This is a genomic window from Kordiimonas lacus, from assembly GCF_001550055.1.
Lineage (GTDB): Bacteria > Pseudomonadota > Alphaproteobacteria > Sphingomonadales > Kordiimonadaceae > Kordiimonas > Kordiimonas lacus.
The window spans coordinates 373,093-390,774 of the sequence record NZ_LRUA01000010.1 but is presented as its reverse complement, the minus strand read 5'-3'; the positions used below and the strand labels follow the sequence as shown (position 1 = coordinate 390,774).

Below are 17,682 nucleotides of genomic sequence, written 5' to 3'. Positions count from 1 at the left end.
GCTTTGCGCATTTTCGCTGCTATGAAAACAAATGTCAGCATACCGATTTTCCTTTGCGTCGCCAGTGCCATCGCAATCACGTCTGTGACAGGTGCCGCTTTGGGCCAGCCCGTTACCAAAGATGAAGACCGCTATGCCGCGTGCATGGACATGGCTGATCGGTCGCCCGACAAGGGCATCAATCTTGCGCTTGCCTGGATTGCGGATGGCGGCGGTGTACCTGCGCGTCACTGCGAGGCCTATGGTCTTGCCCGAATGGGCGAGCATGCCGAAGCGGCAGCGCGATTCCTCAAGATCGCGGAAGACATGCGTATTGGCCGTGATATGCCCATCCGCATGGGTCAAAGGGTGGTCGCGAGCGCGCCGATGCTGGCGGACATGTATGGTCAGGCTGCCAATGCGTGGCTGCTGGCAGGTGAAATTGTACGCGCTGAAGACGCTATCGATCTGGCGCTGACTCTGGCGCCCAAGAACTCCTCCCAGGAATATGAACTGGTGCTGGACCGCGCCCGTATTGCGGCCGCGGACGAAGACTTCCAGTTGGCACTGACGGATCTCGACTATGTCCTGAAGGGCGATCCGGGCCGGAAAGACATTCTGGTGTTGGTGGCCGCCGCCGCCCGTGGCGTGGCTGACTTCATGCGCGCCAATCAGGCGCTTGCTGACTTTCAGGCTGTTTTCCCAAATCAGGCTTCCGGTTATCTGGAACTTGGGAACCTCAGGCACGCTGAAGGCGACAAGGAAGCCGCCCGTCAGGCGTGGCTCAAGGTATTGTTGCTCGAGGACGAGGGCCCGAACGCGGATGCCGCCCGCGCGAATATCGAGCGCATGGACCTGACAGTCGAGGAAAAGAAAGCCAGCTAGAAACTGACTTTCGCCTCATAGAGGTCTGGCAGGTTATTCTCAAAAAGAACCGCGTCACCTGCTTTCCAGTGGCTGCGTACCCATGTTTCCGCATCTTCTTGCTTTGCAAACGTCATGACGGTAACACTGCCCTCATTGGCTTTTTCAAGCGCTTTGACAAAGGTGGGGATCCTGTCTGGCGTTACCACGGCGACAATATCGCAATGTTTGGCTGCAAGGCCCCCCAGCTGTGCATGTTCTTCCTCATGCTTGTCACCCAGTTCCACCATGCCGGGAGTCACCAGGATGCGTCTGCCGTTCTCTTCCACCAGCACATCAAGTGTTTCAAGCGCGGCGGCGAAGCCTACAGGGTTCGAATTATAAGCGTCGTTGATCAGCGTTGGCTGGCCCGCGCTATGGCTGACCTCTAGCCGATGGCGGATTTGCGGCATGCTGGCGAGAGCCCCTTTGATGGCAGCCCACGGCAGTCCTAGGGCTCGCGCGGTTGCGGCGGCAAGCGCGATATTGCCGGCCTGATGGCGGCCATAGAGTGGCGCCTTGAGGGCGTGCTTCTTGCCGCCTTCCGTCACATGCACCACAAGGCCTTCCTTGGTGGCGTCGAAGCCGTCAAAAGAAACATCCCTGCCTTTGCCCACCAGCGTGTAGGGGCCCTTGACCGCCGCCATGCGTTCATCCAGAAGGCGGTCTTCGATGCCGGCGCAGTTGACCACCACCTTGCCGCCTCGGGCAAAGGCGGCTTCGGCGATTTCGAATTTGGCGCGCGCCACCGTCTCAAGCGACTTGAATCGTTCATAGTGGGCGGCGCCCACAGCCGTGATCAGCGATACGTCAGGTGGTGTCAGCGTACACAGTCGCGCGATGGAACCCGGGCCATAGGCGCCCATCTCCACGATGAAAAACTGGTGATCGGGCTTTAGCTGTTCGCGGATCACCCGGGTAATGCCCATGTCGGTGTTCACGCTGCCGGGTGTCGCCAGCGTTGGCGCGGCGGCGGCCAGGATATGGTTCAGGATATGCTTGGTGGATGTCTTGCCGAAAGAGCCGGTGATGGCAATCACCTTGGGTTGCAGCTCCGCGAACTTGTCGACTGCTTCTTGGCGGAATTTTGCCTTCACGCGCTCTTCGGCAGGTTCCAGCAGTTTGTTGGCGAAAACCAACAGGACCGGTATGGTCTGCACAAATACGACAAGCAGTGCCGCCAGCAGAACAGCTTCCCAGTTGAACGTCATGGCCACGAAGCCAAACCCGCTGCGATCCAGCTGCAGCGCATAATTTGTACCCTGCGGCGCCAGCTGCGCCGCCAGCACGACAAGCACGAGAAGTGCAGCAGCGAGCCCCAGATAAACAGTGAGAATACGTTTGACGCGGGCGGTGACCACCAGTGGTTTTTTGGATTGCTTCCTGATAGCGCGAGACCGCAGAACCCCATGGCCAAAGCCAAGAAATATCGGTACCCAGCCGAACGCCAGCAATATGGTTGCCACCGCTTCCATCTCAGACAGAATAGGCAGGTGCGGCACTATGCCTGCCAGGATCGCAACCATCAGCCACACGCTAGTGCGCCGGTCATAGGCCTTGTTTTCCTGAAGCCACGTGAAGAAGCGAGGCCCATCATACTCTTCCTGCTGGAAGAACATCATGAGTGCCTGGCCGCGTTCATGGGCAAAATAAAGCGCAGTAATGGCTGCCAGAGCTGGCCAGAGGAAGGGCAAAATCGCGTCAGTCATCGCGCAGGTCTTTCAGGAAAGATTTGATCAGTGCCTGACACTGGTAAGCGCCGCGGGTCAGGATGTCCCAATGATTGAAGCCTTTGACTTCAGTAAAGCGGGCGATGGGCATCAACTGTTCATACTTTTTGCCAATTTCAGGCGGTGCTTCCGTATCGTCCGCGCCGTAAATCAACAGTACAGGGCACCGTACAGCTTTCGCCTCCTGTACCAGGTTTTCATTCACCACTTTGACAAAGGTCAGACGCAAGGGCCCAGCATTCTTATAATCAGCACTGCCGAAACGCTCCACGTAGGCATCGCGGAAAGAAGTGCTGAACAGCTTGTCGGAAAGTCGTGCCAAACGACCAAGCGTTTTCAGCACGAAGGCCCGCAAGCGGAAGGCCAAGGACCGCCTGCGTTGCAGCCCCGCGCCGCCAATCAGGATGATGGCTTTCACCAAGGTCGGGTGGCGCGCGGCCATCTGCACAGAAACCCTTCCACCAAAACTGTGGCCGATTAGGATGTGGGGCCCGGGGCCGACCTGCGCCAGTTCAAGCGCGAGCGCATCCGCATAATCTTCGGTGCCTGCCCCGTCCTGGAGCCGTCCGGTCCTGCCAAACCCCGGCTGGTCATAAATGCGGTGTTGGCCTTCGGCCTTGAACAGCTCTGCCAACCGCAGCATGGACGCGCTGTCCTGGCCCCAGCCATGCAGCCACACGAAGGACTGGCCCTCATCGCCGATCTGCTCAAAATGCCACTTTGGGGAATGCGCCGTCATGCGGGATACCTGCGTCAGTCCTTGCCTTTGAAAATGGTGGCGCCGCCAAGGCCGCTGTCGGTGCTGCCCAGACGATCAGCGGACAGGCGGAAGCCTTCCTCAATGATGGCCGACGTCAGCTCGAGGAAGCTGGTGGGCGTTGCCGCCGCTTCCCACAGGAAATAGGCGAAAGACCCCGGGATGGTGTTCACTTCATTGAGCCACAGCTCACCGGTTTCGCTGTTCGAGAGGAAGTCAACGCGCACGCTGCCACCCAGCGACAGCAGGTCGAACATGCGGCTGGCGCTGTCGCGGATGAAACTTTCCTGGGCATCGGTCAGCTCAGTCGGGTTCAGCTCCCGGTTCAGGGAGGCCATGCCTTCGCTTGGGCCGGTGTCCAGCTTCGGGCCGCCGGGTTCACCGCCTGCGAGATACTTGTTCTTGAAATCCAGAAGCTCGGCTTCCCTGAGCGGGCGCTCGATGGCCGAGGTAAGGATGGTGCCGTCACCCCCGCGGCGCACAGCGATATTATATTCCGTCAGATTGGCGACGAATGGCTCGATGAGCACCCGGCTGTCCAGGCGGAAGGCGGACATCAGCGCGGCGATCAGGCCGTCCATATCATCGGCCTTGCCCACACCCACACTGGAGCCCAAGTTGCAGGGCTTGACGATGTAGGGATATGTGACTGCGCCAAACGCGCTTTTCAGTTGGCCTTCAAGGGTTTCGGGGTCCAGGAAGGTGCCTCTCAGAGGGCGGTTCAGCGCCAGCTCCGGCAATACCTGAATGCCCCCCGTGCGGGCGACCGATTTGGCGAAAACCTTGTCCATGGTGGCGGCGGCCCCCAAGGACCGGCACCCGGCGAACGGGATATCGGCAAACTCAAGCAAGCCCTGCAATGATCCGTCTTCGCCGTTCGAGCCGTGGATCGCAGGCACCATCAGGTCAAACGGGATCACCGTGCGCTTTTCGCCCATCATGCCTTTGGTGAAGGACACCAGCTGCGGCCGGCCGGTCGCAGGGGTTGCCAGATCCAGCATGACCTGCCGCAGGTCTTTGTGCTTGTCGCTTTTGAGCGGATAATGCGCGCGCTTGGTCAGGGCATCGCCGGTCCACCACTGGCCCAATGGGTCTACATAAATGGGCAGGCCGTCATACTGGCCGGGATCGAGCGCCTCAAGAAACTGCAAGCCGGTCAGCACGCTTACGTCATGCTCCACGCTTCTTCCGCCAAAAATGACTGCAATGACCTTCTTTTGGGCCACGGGCGCTCCCCCTTTTTAAACCAATACTGCGCCCAGCGGGTTTGTTGCCACCGGGCTCCCTATTCATGTAGCCAATATGAGGCATTTGGGCAAAGGCTAATCCAAGCCCAAGGCGACTAAAAGCGGAAAGCTTGGCGCTTTGAGGGCAATGATAGGGCTGTGCGTTGACATTTCGTGCCCGCCTTCACCAAGCTGTCAATTGACGAAGGTGTTAAAAACCATACACTTGCGGCAAACGTACAACCATCCGGACAGTACAGGGAGCATAAGATGAAGAAATCGATTTGGGCCAAAAGCCTTCTGGGCGGCGCGCTGATTGCGGGCCTGACAATGGGCGCACAGGCGCAGGACTGGGACAAGGTTGAAATCAAGGCCCAACAGCTTCGGGACGGCATGTATGCGCTCTATGGGGCCGGCGGTAACATTGGCGTTTCCGTGGGCGAAGACGGCGTCATCCTGATCGACGACCAATATGCCCCGCTGACAGACAAGATCCGCGCAGCTCTTGCTGAAATCTCTGACGCACCGGTGCGGTATGTGGTGAACACCCACTTCCACGGCGACCACAGCGGCGGTAATGAAAACCTCGGGGATGCGGCTGTGATTGTGGCGCATGACAATGTCCGCCAGCGACTGAGCGAAGGCGCCTTCGTTGCGGCCTTCGACATGAAGATGGACCCACAGCCCAAAGTGGCCCTGCCATCCATTACCTTCAACGCCGAGATGTCGCTCCATATGAACGGGGATGACGTGCGCATCATTCATGTGAAAAACGCCCACACCGACGGCGACAGCATGATCCATTTCAGGAAGGCCAATGTGCTGCACATGGGCGACCTGATGTTCAATGGCATGTTCCCCTTCATTGATGTGCCGAACGGCGGCAGTGTGGACGGTATTCTGGCCGCGCTCGACAAGGCCATTGAAGTGGCGGACGACGATACCATCGTTATCCCGGGCCACGGCCAGGTGACAGACAAGGCGGGCCTGGTTTCCTACCGCAAGACCATTGGGGAGCTGAGGGATATTGTGGCCGACCTGAAGGCGCTTGGAAAATCGCTTGAGGAAGTGAAGGCGATCAACCCGTTCAAGGACTATGACCTGATCCAGTTCCATGATAGCTGGGCAAGCGAGGTTGCGGGCTTCATGTATGAAAGCCTCTAGGCAACCCTAACCGCCGAATAGGTAAAGGCCGCCCCGAAAGGCGGCCTTTTTTGCTGTCGTGACCCGTGCCAGATTTTTATTGCCGGGCTTGGTTATTGTTGGGGGCCGATCATGGCGGCGAGCCCCTCCAGATAAGCTTTGAAGGCGGCTTCACCCTCAGGAGTCATCTGCACGGATGTCTGGGGTTTCTTGCCCACAAACTTCTTCTCCTGCGTCACATAGCCCGTGCCTTCAAGCTTGGTCAGGTGCGTCGAGAGGTTCCCGTCCGAAACCTTCAGGGCCGTTTTCAGCTCGGTGAAATCGGCTTCCTTGGCGGTCATCAGGTAGGACATGATCGCCAGCCGGACACGGGAATGGATCACATCGTCGATATTCCGGTAGTCGTAATCCGTCATGGCCCCTACTCCCCGGCGGGAGCAAGGCGCCGCATCAGGAAGCCGGGTAGAGAGAGTAACAGCCCGGTGGCCACGGCCATCACCAGGAGCATCTCAGCGTCAAAGGTTGCCTGATGCGCCACATAGGCCATCAGCCCCCACCAGCCGGCGGTTACCACATTCAGCCACTTTACCCCTGTCATGGCGGCGGTGACAAAGAAGGCCGAGCCGATCAGGGCGGTGGAGATAAGCGTGATCGCTTTGGGTTCAAACGTGCCAAAGGCCAGGGAAATGCCGAAATAGATCATCGTGCCAAGGCCCACAGCCAGCCAGCTGGTGGCATGCGCCAAAATCGGCAGGTTCTTCTCGCTCGGGCCGGCCTTGCCGCGAAACAGGAAAAATTCAAGCCCCCAGCCAACGGCCAGCACAGGGCCCCAAATACCCAGAACCGTATCCGGCAACCTGCCCACAACGGCCAGGAACTGGGCGAAAAAACCCACCATCAACACGCCGCCCCAGATAATCAGGTGCGTGCCGTTGAAGGCCACGCGGCGCTTGCCGGCCTCCATCATCTCGCGGATCAGCGCCAGGTCGCTTGCTGCGCTTTCTTGTGTCAGGTTTTCTTGTGCCATCGTGTCATCCTTTTGTTTATTCAAAGAACTTTGAATTACAAAGTAAGTGTTTTTTTTCGGATGTCAAGAGGGGGATGTGCGGTGTTGACACCAGACCGCAGAATCTGCGGTGCATTTGACCGAAAAGGCTAAATTGGGGCGGGTTTTGGGGGGCACTCAGGGGCACACGTCGGGAAAATGGGCACACGAAGGGCACACCCATAGGGCCCATACTGTGCCCTTTTTGGGTAAAGCCATGTCCGGTCATGGCCAGACCGAAGCGGCCCTTTCTGTGACAAAGATCACAGCAGGTGGCCGGTCTATGCTTTAATAGCCTTTCACCGGCGACATGAATTCAGGTTCCGAGTGAAAGGCCCAACAGATGCGATTTGCCAGAAAAACAGTCCGAACGCTTGTCATTGCCACTGTGGGCCTGTTTGCTGCAACAGTCGCCGCTGCGGGCGAAGACATCGCCCCCGGCCGCCAGCGCCTTGAAGACGCCTGGTGGACAGGCCCGATCATCAGCATGTCGGCGGCGGCCATGCCCAAAGGCCACGCTTATTTTGAGCCTTACCTCTATAACGTCCACTCCGGTGGCAACGACTATGTCCGCTCACGCACCTATATGCTTTATGGCGCCACGGAGAGGCTGACGCTGGGGCTCATTCCAGTATTTGGCTATAACCGGCTTGGGAGCGGCGAGACATCTTCCGGTCCGCGTATGGGGGACCTGTCTTTCATTGCCCGCTATCAGCTGACCAGATATGACGCTGAAACCTACAGGCCCGACACGTCGCTGGCGCTTGAATGGTCGCTGCCGACTGGCAGGCATGACCAACTGAAGCGGCTGGGGGACGGCATGGGCGCTGGCACATCGCAGCTGACGCTCCGGTTCCTGGCGCAGGAGGTTTTCTGGGCGCCGAACGGCAGGCTGCTTCGCGCCCGCCTTGGTTTGTCGCGGACATTCGCAGGCACCGCCAGGGTTGAAGACAGAAGCGTTTACGGCACGCCGACGGGCTTCCTCGGCGAAGCCAAGCCCGGGTCCTCCTTCACCATCGACCACAGCTGGGAATACAGCCTGAGCAGAAGCTGGGTTCTGGCCGTGGACCTGAGCTACAGCCACACGGAGCGCACAAGCGTGCAGGGGCTTCTAGATGGCGGCGCGTACGCCTACCGGTCTGGCACCGCCGACAGTTTCGCCATCGCACCAGCGGTGGAATACAGCTGGTCAGAAAACAAGGGCATACTGGCGGGTGTGCGTATCGTGCCGAAAAGCCACGGAACGCCGTCATCCATCACACCAGTGATCGCGCTCAGCCTGTTTTTCTAGGGTGGGCGAGGCAACAAAAAAGCCCCGGCGGTGGCGCGGGGCCTTGATGCCTCATGTGGCGGTGCTTGCCGCCAACCTCATTCGTTCTTTTCAGTCTGTGACCACGCTGACTTCAAGTCAGACAACAGAGAAACAGGGGATCCCGTCGGTAAAGCGTGGCAAATCATGCCGAGAAACATATAGTCCAGCATCTGGTTTACAGACGACCATTCCTGTAAAATATAGTGACCGACCAACAGGCTGAGCATGAAACCATACCAGGCATATATTGACACCGGCTTGAACCGTGCCACCAGCAGGCAAGCCCCCAGCATTACTTCGATGAAGGGAATTACGGTTAGATATCCGTCAATCATCGGTGCTGGTATCTGTATTCGCAAATCGCCCTGAAACAAGCCGGAATAATAGGCCTTGAAGCCGCCAGCGCTGAAAAATTTGCTGGTACCCGCCGTAAGCAGAATCACCGCCATTGTAAGTCGCGATACCTGCTCTATCGCCTGCAATGTTGTTCTATTAATCATCCACTGTTTCCTCCTCCCTGCCATAGATACCGGCATCCGCGTTCGCGAAGATTGATACGCCGACTATGGATAGCTCTGGTGCGCTTCGCCAAGCGCATGCCTGAGGCCACCTTCTGGAGACGGCACATGAACACTGCGGAAATAATACTTATTTTCCAATCTCTCACATCACAAAAAAGCCCCGGCGGGTGGCTCGGGGCTTTGGTGTTTGATGCTTTGGCCGCCTACCGGCCTGCTTCGTCCAGGTCGATCTTGATGTGACGGGTTACGCCGGATGGGCCGGGGAAATCCACAAACAGCGCTTCGGCCAGAAGTGGCACCACTTCAGGCACGGCCTTGGTGCGGGTTTCGGTTTCGGCGCGGCCCTCAAACAGCAGCGTGCCGTCCGGCTTGCGCACTTCCATCACCAGCGTCGCGGTATAAACCGTGCGCGCCACCACTTCGGTATTGTGGCGGTAGAAGGGGTCATACGGGTCCCAGAAATAGCCATAGTGCCAATAGCTGCGCCAATAGAAGCGGCGCGGGCTTGCAAGGCTCGGGCGGGTATCCAGTTTTTCCCGGCCGTCATTGATCATGACATCAAAGCCAACGATCAGGTCGGGCTTGGCGTCACCGGCCTGGTCATAGCCGTTCAGGCGCAGGTGATTGCCCAGAATGGCCGCATACTGGCGAAACTCCAGGCTGTCCTGGCGGTCCTCGCTCATCGGCATGATGGAAACCTTCTCGCCTTTCGGCATCGGCAGTTCGTGGAAGGTTGCGACATCACTTCGGAAAGTGTTGGTGCAGGCCGCGAGCGTCAGCGCAAGCGCGCCAATCACAACAGGTTTCAAGCGGGACATGAATGCAGTCATAAGCCTCTTTCTCCAATTCCCGTTACTCTATCAGGCCTTAAGCTGTTAGCAAGGCCGCATACCGGGTATTGGCTATGTTTTACCAGAGGCTGGCTGAACGCAAACTGAACGCCGCAAGATATCTCACGGCGTTCAGTGGTTTTTCATCAGGCCAGGAAGCCGACAGCCTTCTTGATGTCCGCCAGGATGGGCTCGGAAATGGCCTGGGCCTTCTCGCCGCCTTGCTGGAGGATGCTGTCGATGTAGGCCGGGTCCGCCATCAGGCGGGTCATCTCGTTGGTGATGGGGGCAACCTTGTCCACCACCACGTCCGTCAGCGCCTTCTTGAAGTCGCCGAAACCCTTGCCCTCGAATTGGCCGCACACCGCGTCGCGGCTCATGTCCATCAGCGCCGCATAGATGCCCACAAGGTTCTGGGCTTCCGGGCGGCCCTCCAGGTCTTTCGCCAGCGCAGGCAGCAGTTCCGCGTCGGTTTTGGCCTTGCGGATCTTGAGCGCCAGCGTGTCGGCATCATCGTTGAGGTTGATGCGGCTATATTCCGACGGGTCGGACTTGGACATCTTCTTGGTGCCGTCCCGCAGGCTCATCACCCGCGCGCCTTCACCCAGAATGAGCGGCTCCGTCAGTGGGAACATCTCCCGCCCGAAATCGTTGTTGAACTTCTGCGCGATGTCGCGCGTCAGCTCCAGATGCTGTTTCTGGTCTTCGCCCACTGGCACGTGCGTGGCTTTATACAGCAGAATGTCCGCCGCCATCAGGTTCGGATAGACATACAGGCCCACACTTGCGTTCTCGCGGTTCTTGCCTGCCTTGTCCTTGAACTGGGTCATGCGGTTCAGCCAGCCGATCCGCGCCACACAGTTGAAGATCCACGCCAGTTCAGCATGGCCGGGCACGCGGCTCTGGTTGAAAAGGATCGATTTCGATGGATCAACGCCGGAGGCGATATAGGCAGCAGCCGCTTCGCGCACTTGATTTTTCAGGTCTTCCGGGTCTTGCCAGACAGTGATCGCGTGCATGTCAACGACACAGTAAATGCATTCAAAGTCGTCCTGCAGCTTTGCCCAGTTGCGGAAGGCACCAAGATAGTTGCCGAGATGCATATTGCCGCTGGGCTGGGCGCCCGAAAAAACACGATTGGTCACTTGTCTGTCTCCATAATTATGGCGGCACCTTTGGACGGGCCGCCGAGCGCAAACCTTATGGCAAGCGATCGCGGGGGGGTCAAGCGCGCAAGCGGCCTAGCGCTTCACGAATTTGCGGATTTCATCCTTCGGCAGGGTGCGGAGGGCGAAAATGGCGACGAAATAGAGCGCGGCGCCCGCGACAACCATGATGGCCAGCGCGCCAATCCGCTCTGCCCCGTCAGCCGTGAAACTGCCGGAAAAACGGTCCAGTATCAGATAGATGCCAGCTGCCATCACAAGGCTGGCAATGACCATCTTGGCCAGGCGGATGAGCGTTTCCTTGAAAAAATGGAAGCCATGGCTGCGCTTGAGGCCCAGATACAGGAGGAGCACATTGAACCAGGCGGCAATGGCGGTGGCGAGCGCCAGGCCCACATGCGCCAGAGACTGAATCAGGATCAGGTTCAGCACCAGATTGACCACCAATGACGCGGTCGCGAACTTGACCGGCGTTTTGGTATCCTTGCGGGCGAAATAGCCCGGCGTCAGCGCCTTGGCGATCACGTAGGCCGGCAGGCCAAGGGCATAGGCCATCAGGGCTGCGGCCGTCTGGCCGGTCTCACTGCTCGTGAAGGCGCCGCGTTCAAACAGCGTGGCGATGATCGGCCCGGGGATGACCGCCAGCGCAACAGCAGCCGGCAAGGTCAGGAACAGGGAAAACTCGATGGCCCGGTTTTGTTGCCTGAGCGCGCCGGCCTCGTCACCGCCCGCGAGCAGGCGCGAAATGCTGGGCAGCAGCACGGTGCCGACCGCCACGCCGATGACGCCAAGCGGCAGTTGGTTCAGCCGGTCTGCGTAGAACAGCCAGGACACTGAGCCCTCTGGCAAAAAGCGCGCGGCCAGCAGCACGTCGATCAGGAGGTTGATCTGGATGATCCCAGCGCCGATGGCGGCGGGCGCGATCACGCGCATCAGGTCGCGCACATCTTCGCTTGGCTTCGGCAGCGCCAGCCTGACCTTGAGCCCAGCGCGCATGGCGGCGCGCACCAGCCACAGGAACTGCGCGATACCGGAAAGGGACACAGCAGCCGCAAGCGCGCGGGCCGCGCCAATCTCGCTTTCCCCGAAGGTGATCAGCGCACCGATCATGAAGATATTCAGGATCACTGGCGCGAAAGCCGCCGCCGAATAGCGCTCCATGGCGTTCAGCATGCCGGCATAGAAAGTCACCAGCGAGATCAGTGCCAGATAGGGGAAGGTGTAGCGCCCCAGTTCCACCGTCAGGTCGAACTTGGTCTGGTCGCCGTCAAAGCCGCCCGTGAGCCCCAGCATCACCGGCACCATGGCGGCTTCCATCATCAGGAGGAACACAAGCAGGATGGGCAAGAGCCAGGCGAATACGCGGCTGGCGAAATCAAGCGCCGCCTGCTGGCTCTCGGGTGTGATGTCCTTGCCCAGCGCGCGGGCGAACAGCGGCACAAAGCCAACGGAAAAGGCCCCTTCGGCAAAAAGCCGGCGGAAGAAATTCGGCAGCTTGAAAGCAATGAAGAAGGCGTCCGACGCCATGCCGGCGCCCAGGTAGCGCGCCATCAGGACGTCGCGGATGAAGCCGAAAACCCGGCTCAGGAGCGTGAAGCCCCCGACCGTGGAAATCCGCTTCGCCAGGCTCACGCGGCTGTCTCCGTATGCATATTCTTGCGGGTGAATATCTGTTCGCCCTTGGCGGCCTTCAGAAGCTTGTCTTCAATGTTTCTGAGCCGGATCTTGTTGTTGACCTTCTGACCCACCAGGTCGCGCACGTAGAAGACGTCGATCGCGCGCTCGCCATAGGTGGCGACATGGGCAGACACCAGCGACAGCTTCAGCCTATAGAGCGCATAGGCCAGGTCATACAGGAGGCCCGGGCGGTCCTTGGCGTTCACCTCGATCACCGTGGACCAGTTGGAGGCCTTGTTGTCGATCAGCACCACGGGCTCTACCTCGAACGCGCCGTCCTTGGCGCCGAACACCCGCTTTTCCTTCAGCTGTTCCTTCAGTTTCACATTGCCCTTGAGCGTCTCGAGGATGGTTTCCTCAAGCTTGTCCAGTTGGCGGCGGCTGTCGAAGGCGTTGCCGTCCAGGTCCTGCACCGCGAAATTGTCCATCGCCAAACCGTCGCGCGAGGTATGGATCTTCGCCCCCTGAATGGCGGCGCCCGCGAGCCCCAGCGCGCCCACAATACGGGCAAACAGGCCCGGGTGGTCCTGCGTGTAGACAGACACTTTGGTCATGTCCTGGAACTGTTCGACACGGGCGGTGACCCCGAGCGCCGCATCGGTTTCATCGGTGCGTTTCATCAGGCGGGCATTTTGCGCCAGCGTACGCGGTCCTTCGGCGATCCAGTAGGCGTCATTCATGCGCGCCACATGGGCGTCAAACTCTTTCTTGGACCAGTTCTTGAGCGTGTCGCGCAGCTCTTCCTGCTTGGCCCTTACGCGCTCGTTCCGGCCCTTGGTTGCGTGGCCTGCCAGCAGAACTTCCTCTGACGCGGAATAAAGCTCGCGCAGAAGCTGGCCCTTCCAGCCGTTCCACACACCTGGGCCCACGGCGCGGATGTCGACAACGGTCAGCACCAGGAGAAGGCGCAGGCGCTCCGGGCTTTTCACCACTTCGCAGAAATCAAGGATGGTCTTGTGGTCACTGAGATCCCGCTTGAAAGCGGTGTTGCTCATCAAGAGGTGCCAGCGCACCAGCCAGGCCACGGTTTCTGTTTCCGCTGGCGTCAGGCCCAAGCGCGGGCACAGCTTTTCGGCCACTTCCGCGCCCAGCACCGAATGATCGCCGCCGCGGCCTTTGGCGATGTCATGCAGCAGCACCGCCACATACAAGACCCGGCGCGAGATCACCTTCTGGATCACGTCGGTCGACAGCGGGTGGTCATCCTTCAGCTCCCCGCTTTCGATGCGCGGCAAGAGCCCGATGGCGCGGATGGTATGCTCATCCACCGTATAGTGGTGATACATGTCATATTGCATCTGGGCGACAACGCGGCCGAAGTCGGGGATGAAGCGGCCAAACACACCCGCTTCATTCATGCGCCTCAGGTTAATCTCGCCTTCCTTGGTGCTGGTCAGTACCGACAGGAAATATTCATTGGCCTCCGGGTCGCGGCGTACTTTGTCTGTGATGCGGCTGAGGTTCAGCTTGATCAGCCTGAGGGCGTCAGGGTGGATATCGAAGCCCTTGTCGTCGGCGACAGCGAAAATCTTCACCATCAGGACAGGGTTTTCCCTAATGTCGTCTGGCGCAACAAATGTCAGGCGGCCGGCTTCAACGGCAAATTCCTGCACCTTCTTGGTGCGGCGGAACCGGGCCAGGAAGGTGCTCTTGTGCTGGCGCTCCTCAAGCACGGCACAGAAAATCCGCGTCAGGTCCCCCACTTGTTTGGCCACCAGGAAATAGTGCTTCATGAAGCGTTCGACGCCGGATGCGCCCGGGTGGTCCTTATAGTGCAGCTTTTCTGACAGCAGGCGCTGCATATCGAAGGTCAGGCGTTCTTCGGCGCGCCCCGCGATGAAATGCATGGCCACCCGCACGGTCCACAGAAAGCTCTCGGCTTTCTTGAACTGTCGGTTTTCGTGGATGGTCAGCATATCGTCGCCGATCATCTTGTCGCGCGAGATGCCGCCATAGAGATAGCGCGCGATCCACCACATGGTCTGGAGGTCCCGAAGGCCGCCTTTACCGTCCTTGATGTTGGGTTCCACCACATAGCGGCTGTCGCCCATTTTCTGGTGGCGCTTGTCCCGTTCCTCAAGCTTCAGCTCGATGAATTCGGAACCGCTCGTCGCGACCACGCGGCGGATGAAGCGTTTGGCGGCTTTCTGGAACAGCACTTCTTCGCCCCACAGGTAGCGGCTTTCAAGAAGCGCGGTGCGGATGGTCAGGTCTTCCTTGGCGAGGCGCGAGCATTCTTCGGGCGTGCGGGTTGCGTGGCCCACCTTGATGCCCAGATCCCACAGCACATAGAGCATATATTCCACAACGCTTTCGGCCCAGGGCGTTGATTTGTAGGGGATCAGGAACAACAGGTCGACGTCAGAAAAGGGTGCCAGCTCGCCCCGGCCATAGCCGCCAGTGGCCACAAGGCACAGCTGCTCTGACGCTGTCGGGTTGGCAAGCGGATAGACATGCTCAGTCGCGAAGTCATAAAGCGTGCGCAACAGCTGGTCCATCAGGTAACAGAGCGACTTGGCCGCCGTGCGGCCGTTTTCCGCTTCCTCATCGAACCGGCGCTTCACCTCGTTCCAGCCTGCCGTGTGGGCATCCTTCAGCAGTTTCACCACATCCTGCTGGCAATCGGCGGGGCGTTTGGTTTCGGCGAGCTCGTTCAGGGCAACCACAAGCTTCTTGCGGTTGATGATGGCGCGGCGATTGCGGATGGGGGTCATGTCTTGTCCTTAAGCGATAGTCGTCAGTCTTGAGGCAACATGTCCTTCAGGGCGTATATCAGGTCGAGCGCTTCTTTGGGCGTCAGCTGGTCCGGATTGATGTCCGTCAGCTTTTCCTCGAGCTCCGACGGCCCACTTGGTGCCGGTGCATGGTAAGATGGTGTAGATTGGAAAAGCGGCAAATCATTGACAAGCCCTGTAGACTTGTCGCCCTTGTCGCTGTTTTCCAGATGATCAAGAACCTGGCGCGCGCGTTCAATCACACGGGGCGGCAGGCCCGCAAGCTTGGCAACCTGGATGCCGTAGGAGCGGTCCGCGGCGCCTGAGCCAACTTCGTGCAAAAAGACAACTTCGCCTTTCCATTCCCGCACCTTCATGGACCGAAGCGACACAGCCTCAAGGGTTTCCTTGAGGGCCGTCAGCTCATGATAGTGGGTGGCGAAAAGGGCACGCGACTGGTTGATGTTATGCAAATTCTCAACGGCGGCCCAGGCGATCGACAGCCCGTCATAGGTGGCGGTGCCGCGGCCGATCTCGTCCAGGATCACCAGGCTGCGTGGCCCGGCCTGGTTGAGGATGGCGGCGGTTTCGACCATCTCGACCATGAAGGTGGAGCGGCCGTGCGCGAGGTCGTCTGATGCGCCTACGCGGCTGAACAGGCGGTCCACCACGCCGACATGGGCGCGTTCGGCGGGCACGAATGCCCCCATCTGCGCCAGTACGGCGATCAGGGCATTCTGCCTGAGGAAGGTACTTTTACCCGCCATGTTGGGGCCGGTGATCAGCCACAGGCGGTCGTCGGGGCCCAAATCACAGTCGTTTGCCACGAACGGCGTGTCGTTCTCTGCCCGAAGCGCCTTTTCAACCACCGGGTGGCGTCCGCCGGTCACTTCAAAGGCCAGGCTGTCGTCCACATCGGGGCGCGTCCAGCGCTCATTCTCGGCGAGTGTCGCGAGTGCCGTGGAGACATCGAGGGTCGCCAGGGCTTCGGCGGCGATAGAGATATCGCCGGCTTTCTCGAGCACCGCAGCCACGAGCGAGCCGAACAGCTCCTGCTCAAGCGACAGGGCGCGGTCACCCGCTTCTGAAATCTTACCCGCAAGCTTTGACAGCTCGCTGGTGGAGAAGCGCACCGAATTGGCCAGCGTCTGGCGGTGGATGAAGCTTTCATTCAGCGGCGCAGACATCAGCTTCTCAGCATGCTTTGCCGTCACGTCCACATGATAGCCGATCACATTATTATGCTTGATCTTGAGCGAGTTCACTTCCGTGAGCTTCTGATAGTCCGCCTCAAGCGCCGCGATCAGGCGGCGGCTTTCGTCCTTCAGCATGCGGTATTCGTCAAGCGCCTCACTATAGCCGGCGCGGATAAAGCCGCCATCGCGCGTGATCAGCGGCGGTTCGTCCACCAGCGCGCGCTCAAGCTCATGAATCAGGGCTTCATGCTCGCCCAGGTCGCTGACGGCGTCGGCGACCAGTTCGGCCATGTCTTCAAGGGCGCCTTTGGGGGCGGTCAGATAATGCTCGATGGTGCGCGCGGCCTCCAGCCCCACGCGGATTGCCATCAGGTCCCGCGGACCGCCACGACCAAGCGACAGGCGAGCGAGTGCGCGTTCCATGTCTGGTGCGGCCTTGAGCGCCACGCGCAGGTCGGTCCTGAGCCCCGCACGCTCCAGCATATATTCCACGGCGTCGAGGCGTTCGTTGATGCGCACAGGGTCCGTTAGCGGCGCAGACAGGCGCTTGGCCAGCAGCCGGGCGCCAGCCCCCGTGAGCGTGGTGTCAATGACAGACAAGAGGCTGCCAGAGGTTTCGCCGTTTTGCGTGCGCGTCAGCTCCAGGCTTTTGCGCGTGGCGGCGTCGATCATCATGGTGCCGTCGGCGGACAGGCGCTTGGGCGGGTACAGCCGAGGCATCTTGCCCTTCTGCGTGTCGTCCAGATAGTCCACTAGCGCACCGGCAGCCGCCAGGTCCGCGCGGGTCAGGGACGCGAAACCATCCAGCGTCGCAACATCAAAGATGTCTTCAAGGCGCCGGGCACCGAAGCTGCTGTCGAACCTGCCCGCATTCAGGGGGCTGATGATGCTGCGCCAGTCAAACAGCGCGCGGCTGATCTTGTCGTCGTCCATCAGGCCTTCGGGGATGATCAGCTCGCCGGGAGTAAGGCGCGCAAGGTCAGCATCCAGGCGGCCAACCTTGGTGGGCAGGATGAAGAAGTCACCCGTGGACATTTCGACAACCGCCAGCGAAAAATCGCTCTGGGCCCGGCCAAGGGACACCAGATAATTGCTCGAGCGGGCGTCCAAGAGGTTTTCTTCGGTGATGGTGCCGGGGGTAACCAGCCGCACCACTTCGCGCCGCACCACGGATTTGGAGCCGCGCTTTTTGGCTTCCGCCGGGTCTTCCGTCTGCTCGCACACCGCCACTTTGAAAGACTTGCGAATAAGGCGCGACAGATACATTTCAGACGAATGCACAGGCACCCCGCACATGGGGATATCGTCACCGTCGTGCTTGCCACGTTTCGTGAGGGTAATATCAAGGGCGGCAGCGGCTTTTTCCGCGTCTTCGAAGAAGAGCTCGTAAAAGTCGCCCATGCGGTAAAACAGCAGGCAATCCGGGTAATGGGACTTGATTTCGAGGAATTGGGCCATCATCGGGGTCACGCCAGGGACCTTT

Annotated in this window: 14 protein-coding genes; 3 read left to right on the top strand and 11 right to left on the bottom strand. The window is 59.6% G+C overall.

Annotated elements, in window-relative coordinates:
• The first annotated feature begins 21 nt into the window (after window positions 1-21).
• A complete protein-coding gene (locus tag KORLAC_RS16655; protein ID WP_139167391.1) occupies window positions 22-864 on the top strand; it encodes a hypothetical protein in 843 nt (280 codons plus the stop codon).
• On the opposite strand, the gene KORLAC_RS16650 is transcribed toward KORLAC_RS16655, so the two are convergent.
• Genes KORLAC_RS16650 through KORLAC_RS16640 form a run of 3 tightly spaced genes read right to left on the bottom strand, consistent with a single transcriptional unit; the run spans window position 861 to window position 4,595 of the window.
• Window positions 861-2,591 (bottom strand): Mur ligase family protein, encoded by a 1,731-nt coding sequence (locus KORLAC_RS16650; protein ID WP_068308634.1) that lies wholly within the window; start codon window positions 2,589-2,591, stop codon window positions 861-863. The genes KORLAC_RS16655 and KORLAC_RS16650 overlap by 4 nt on opposite strands.
• On the bottom strand, window positions 2,584-3,351 hold the full coding sequence (locus KORLAC_RS16645; protein WP_068308632.1) for an alpha/beta fold hydrolase: 768 nt from the start codon (window positions 3,349-3,351) through the stop codon (window positions 2,584-2,586). Before KORLAC_RS16645 ends, KORLAC_RS16650 begins: the two co-directional genes overlap by 8 nt.
• 14 nt (window positions 3,352-3,365) lie before the next feature.
• The gene (locus tag KORLAC_RS16640; protein ID WP_068308630.1) at window positions 3,366-4,595 is read right to left on the bottom strand and encodes a D-alanine--D-alanine ligase; all 1,230 of its coding nucleotides are present in this window, start codon (window positions 4,593-4,595) and stop codon (window positions 3,366-3,368) included.
• Between the two features lie 270 nt (window positions 4,596-4,865).
• On the opposite strand from KORLAC_RS16640, the gene KORLAC_RS16635 reads away from it, so the two are divergent.
• Entirely contained in the window at window positions 4,866-5,759 is an 894-nt protein-coding gene (locus KORLAC_RS16635) for an MBL fold metallo-hydrolase (RefSeq protein WP_139167392.1), read from the top strand.
• Window positions 5,760-5,851: 92 nt separating this feature from the next.
• On the opposite strand, the gene KORLAC_RS16630 is transcribed toward KORLAC_RS16635, so the two are convergent.
• Together KORLAC_RS16630 and KORLAC_RS16625 are read right to left on the bottom strand one after the other, a co-directional pair.
• A complete protein-coding gene (locus tag KORLAC_RS16630) occupies window positions 5,852-6,154 on the bottom strand; it encodes a winged helix-turn-helix domain-containing protein (RefSeq protein WP_068308628.1) in 303 nt (100 codons plus the stop codon).
• A 5-nt stretch (window positions 6,155-6,159) separates the two neighbouring features.
• Window positions 6,160-6,765, bottom strand: coding sequence for a hypothetical protein (locus tag KORLAC_RS16625; protein WP_068308626.1), 606 nt, complete (start codon window positions 6,763-6,765; stop codon window positions 6,160-6,162).
• 361 nt (window positions 6,766-7,126) lie between these two features.
• On the opposite strand from KORLAC_RS16625, the gene KORLAC_RS16620 reads away from it, so the two are divergent.
• Window positions 7,127-8,074, top strand: a complete 948-nt coding sequence (locus tag KORLAC_RS16620) for a transporter (RefSeq protein WP_068308624.1) — start codon at window positions 7,127-7,129, stop codon at window positions 8,072-8,074.
• A gap of 77 nt (window positions 8,075-8,151) precedes the next feature.
• On the opposite strand, the gene KORLAC_RS16615 is transcribed toward KORLAC_RS16620, so the two are convergent.
• From KORLAC_RS16615 to mutS, 6 genes are all read right to left on the bottom strand, one after another.
• Window positions 8,152-8,595 carry a MauE/DoxX family redox-associated membrane protein gene (locus tag KORLAC_RS16615; RefSeq protein WP_068308620.1) on the bottom strand — a complete coding sequence of 148 codons (444 nt, stop codon included), beginning with the start codon at window positions 8,593-8,595 and terminating at the stop codon, window positions 8,152-8,154.
• 224 nt (window positions 8,596-8,819) lie between these two features.
• Window positions 8,820-9,446: a DUF4136 domain-containing protein gene (locus KORLAC_RS16610; protein WP_068308618.1), complete on the bottom strand. Its 627-nt coding sequence runs from the start codon at window positions 9,444-9,446 to the stop codon at window positions 8,820-8,822.
• 146 nt (window positions 9,447-9,592) lie between these two features.
• On the bottom strand, window positions 9,593-10,591 hold the full coding sequence (gene trpS / locus KORLAC_RS16605; RefSeq protein ID WP_074519250.1) for a tryptophan--tRNA ligase: 999 nt from the start codon (window positions 10,589-10,591) through the stop codon (window positions 9,593-9,595).
• A gap of 96 nt (window positions 10,592-10,687) precedes the next feature.
• A complete protein-coding gene (gene murJ, locus KORLAC_RS16600) occupies window positions 10,688-12,244 on the bottom strand; it encodes a murein biosynthesis integral membrane protein MurJ (RefSeq protein WP_068308616.1) in 1,557 nt (518 codons plus the stop codon).
• On the bottom strand, window positions 12,241-15,003 hold the full coding sequence (locus tag KORLAC_RS16595) for a [protein-PII] uridylyltransferase (protein WP_068308614.1): 2,763 nt from the start codon (window positions 15,001-15,003) through the stop codon (window positions 12,241-12,243). The genes murJ and KORLAC_RS16595 overlap by 4 nt, the downstream gene beginning before the upstream one ends.
• Before the next feature lie 23 nt (window positions 15,004-15,026).
• Entirely contained in the window at window positions 15,027-17,660 is a 2,634-nt protein-coding gene (mutS, locus tag KORLAC_RS16590) for a DNA mismatch repair protein MutS (protein ID WP_068309372.1), read from the bottom strand.
• Window positions 17,661-17,682 lie beyond the last annotated feature (22 nt).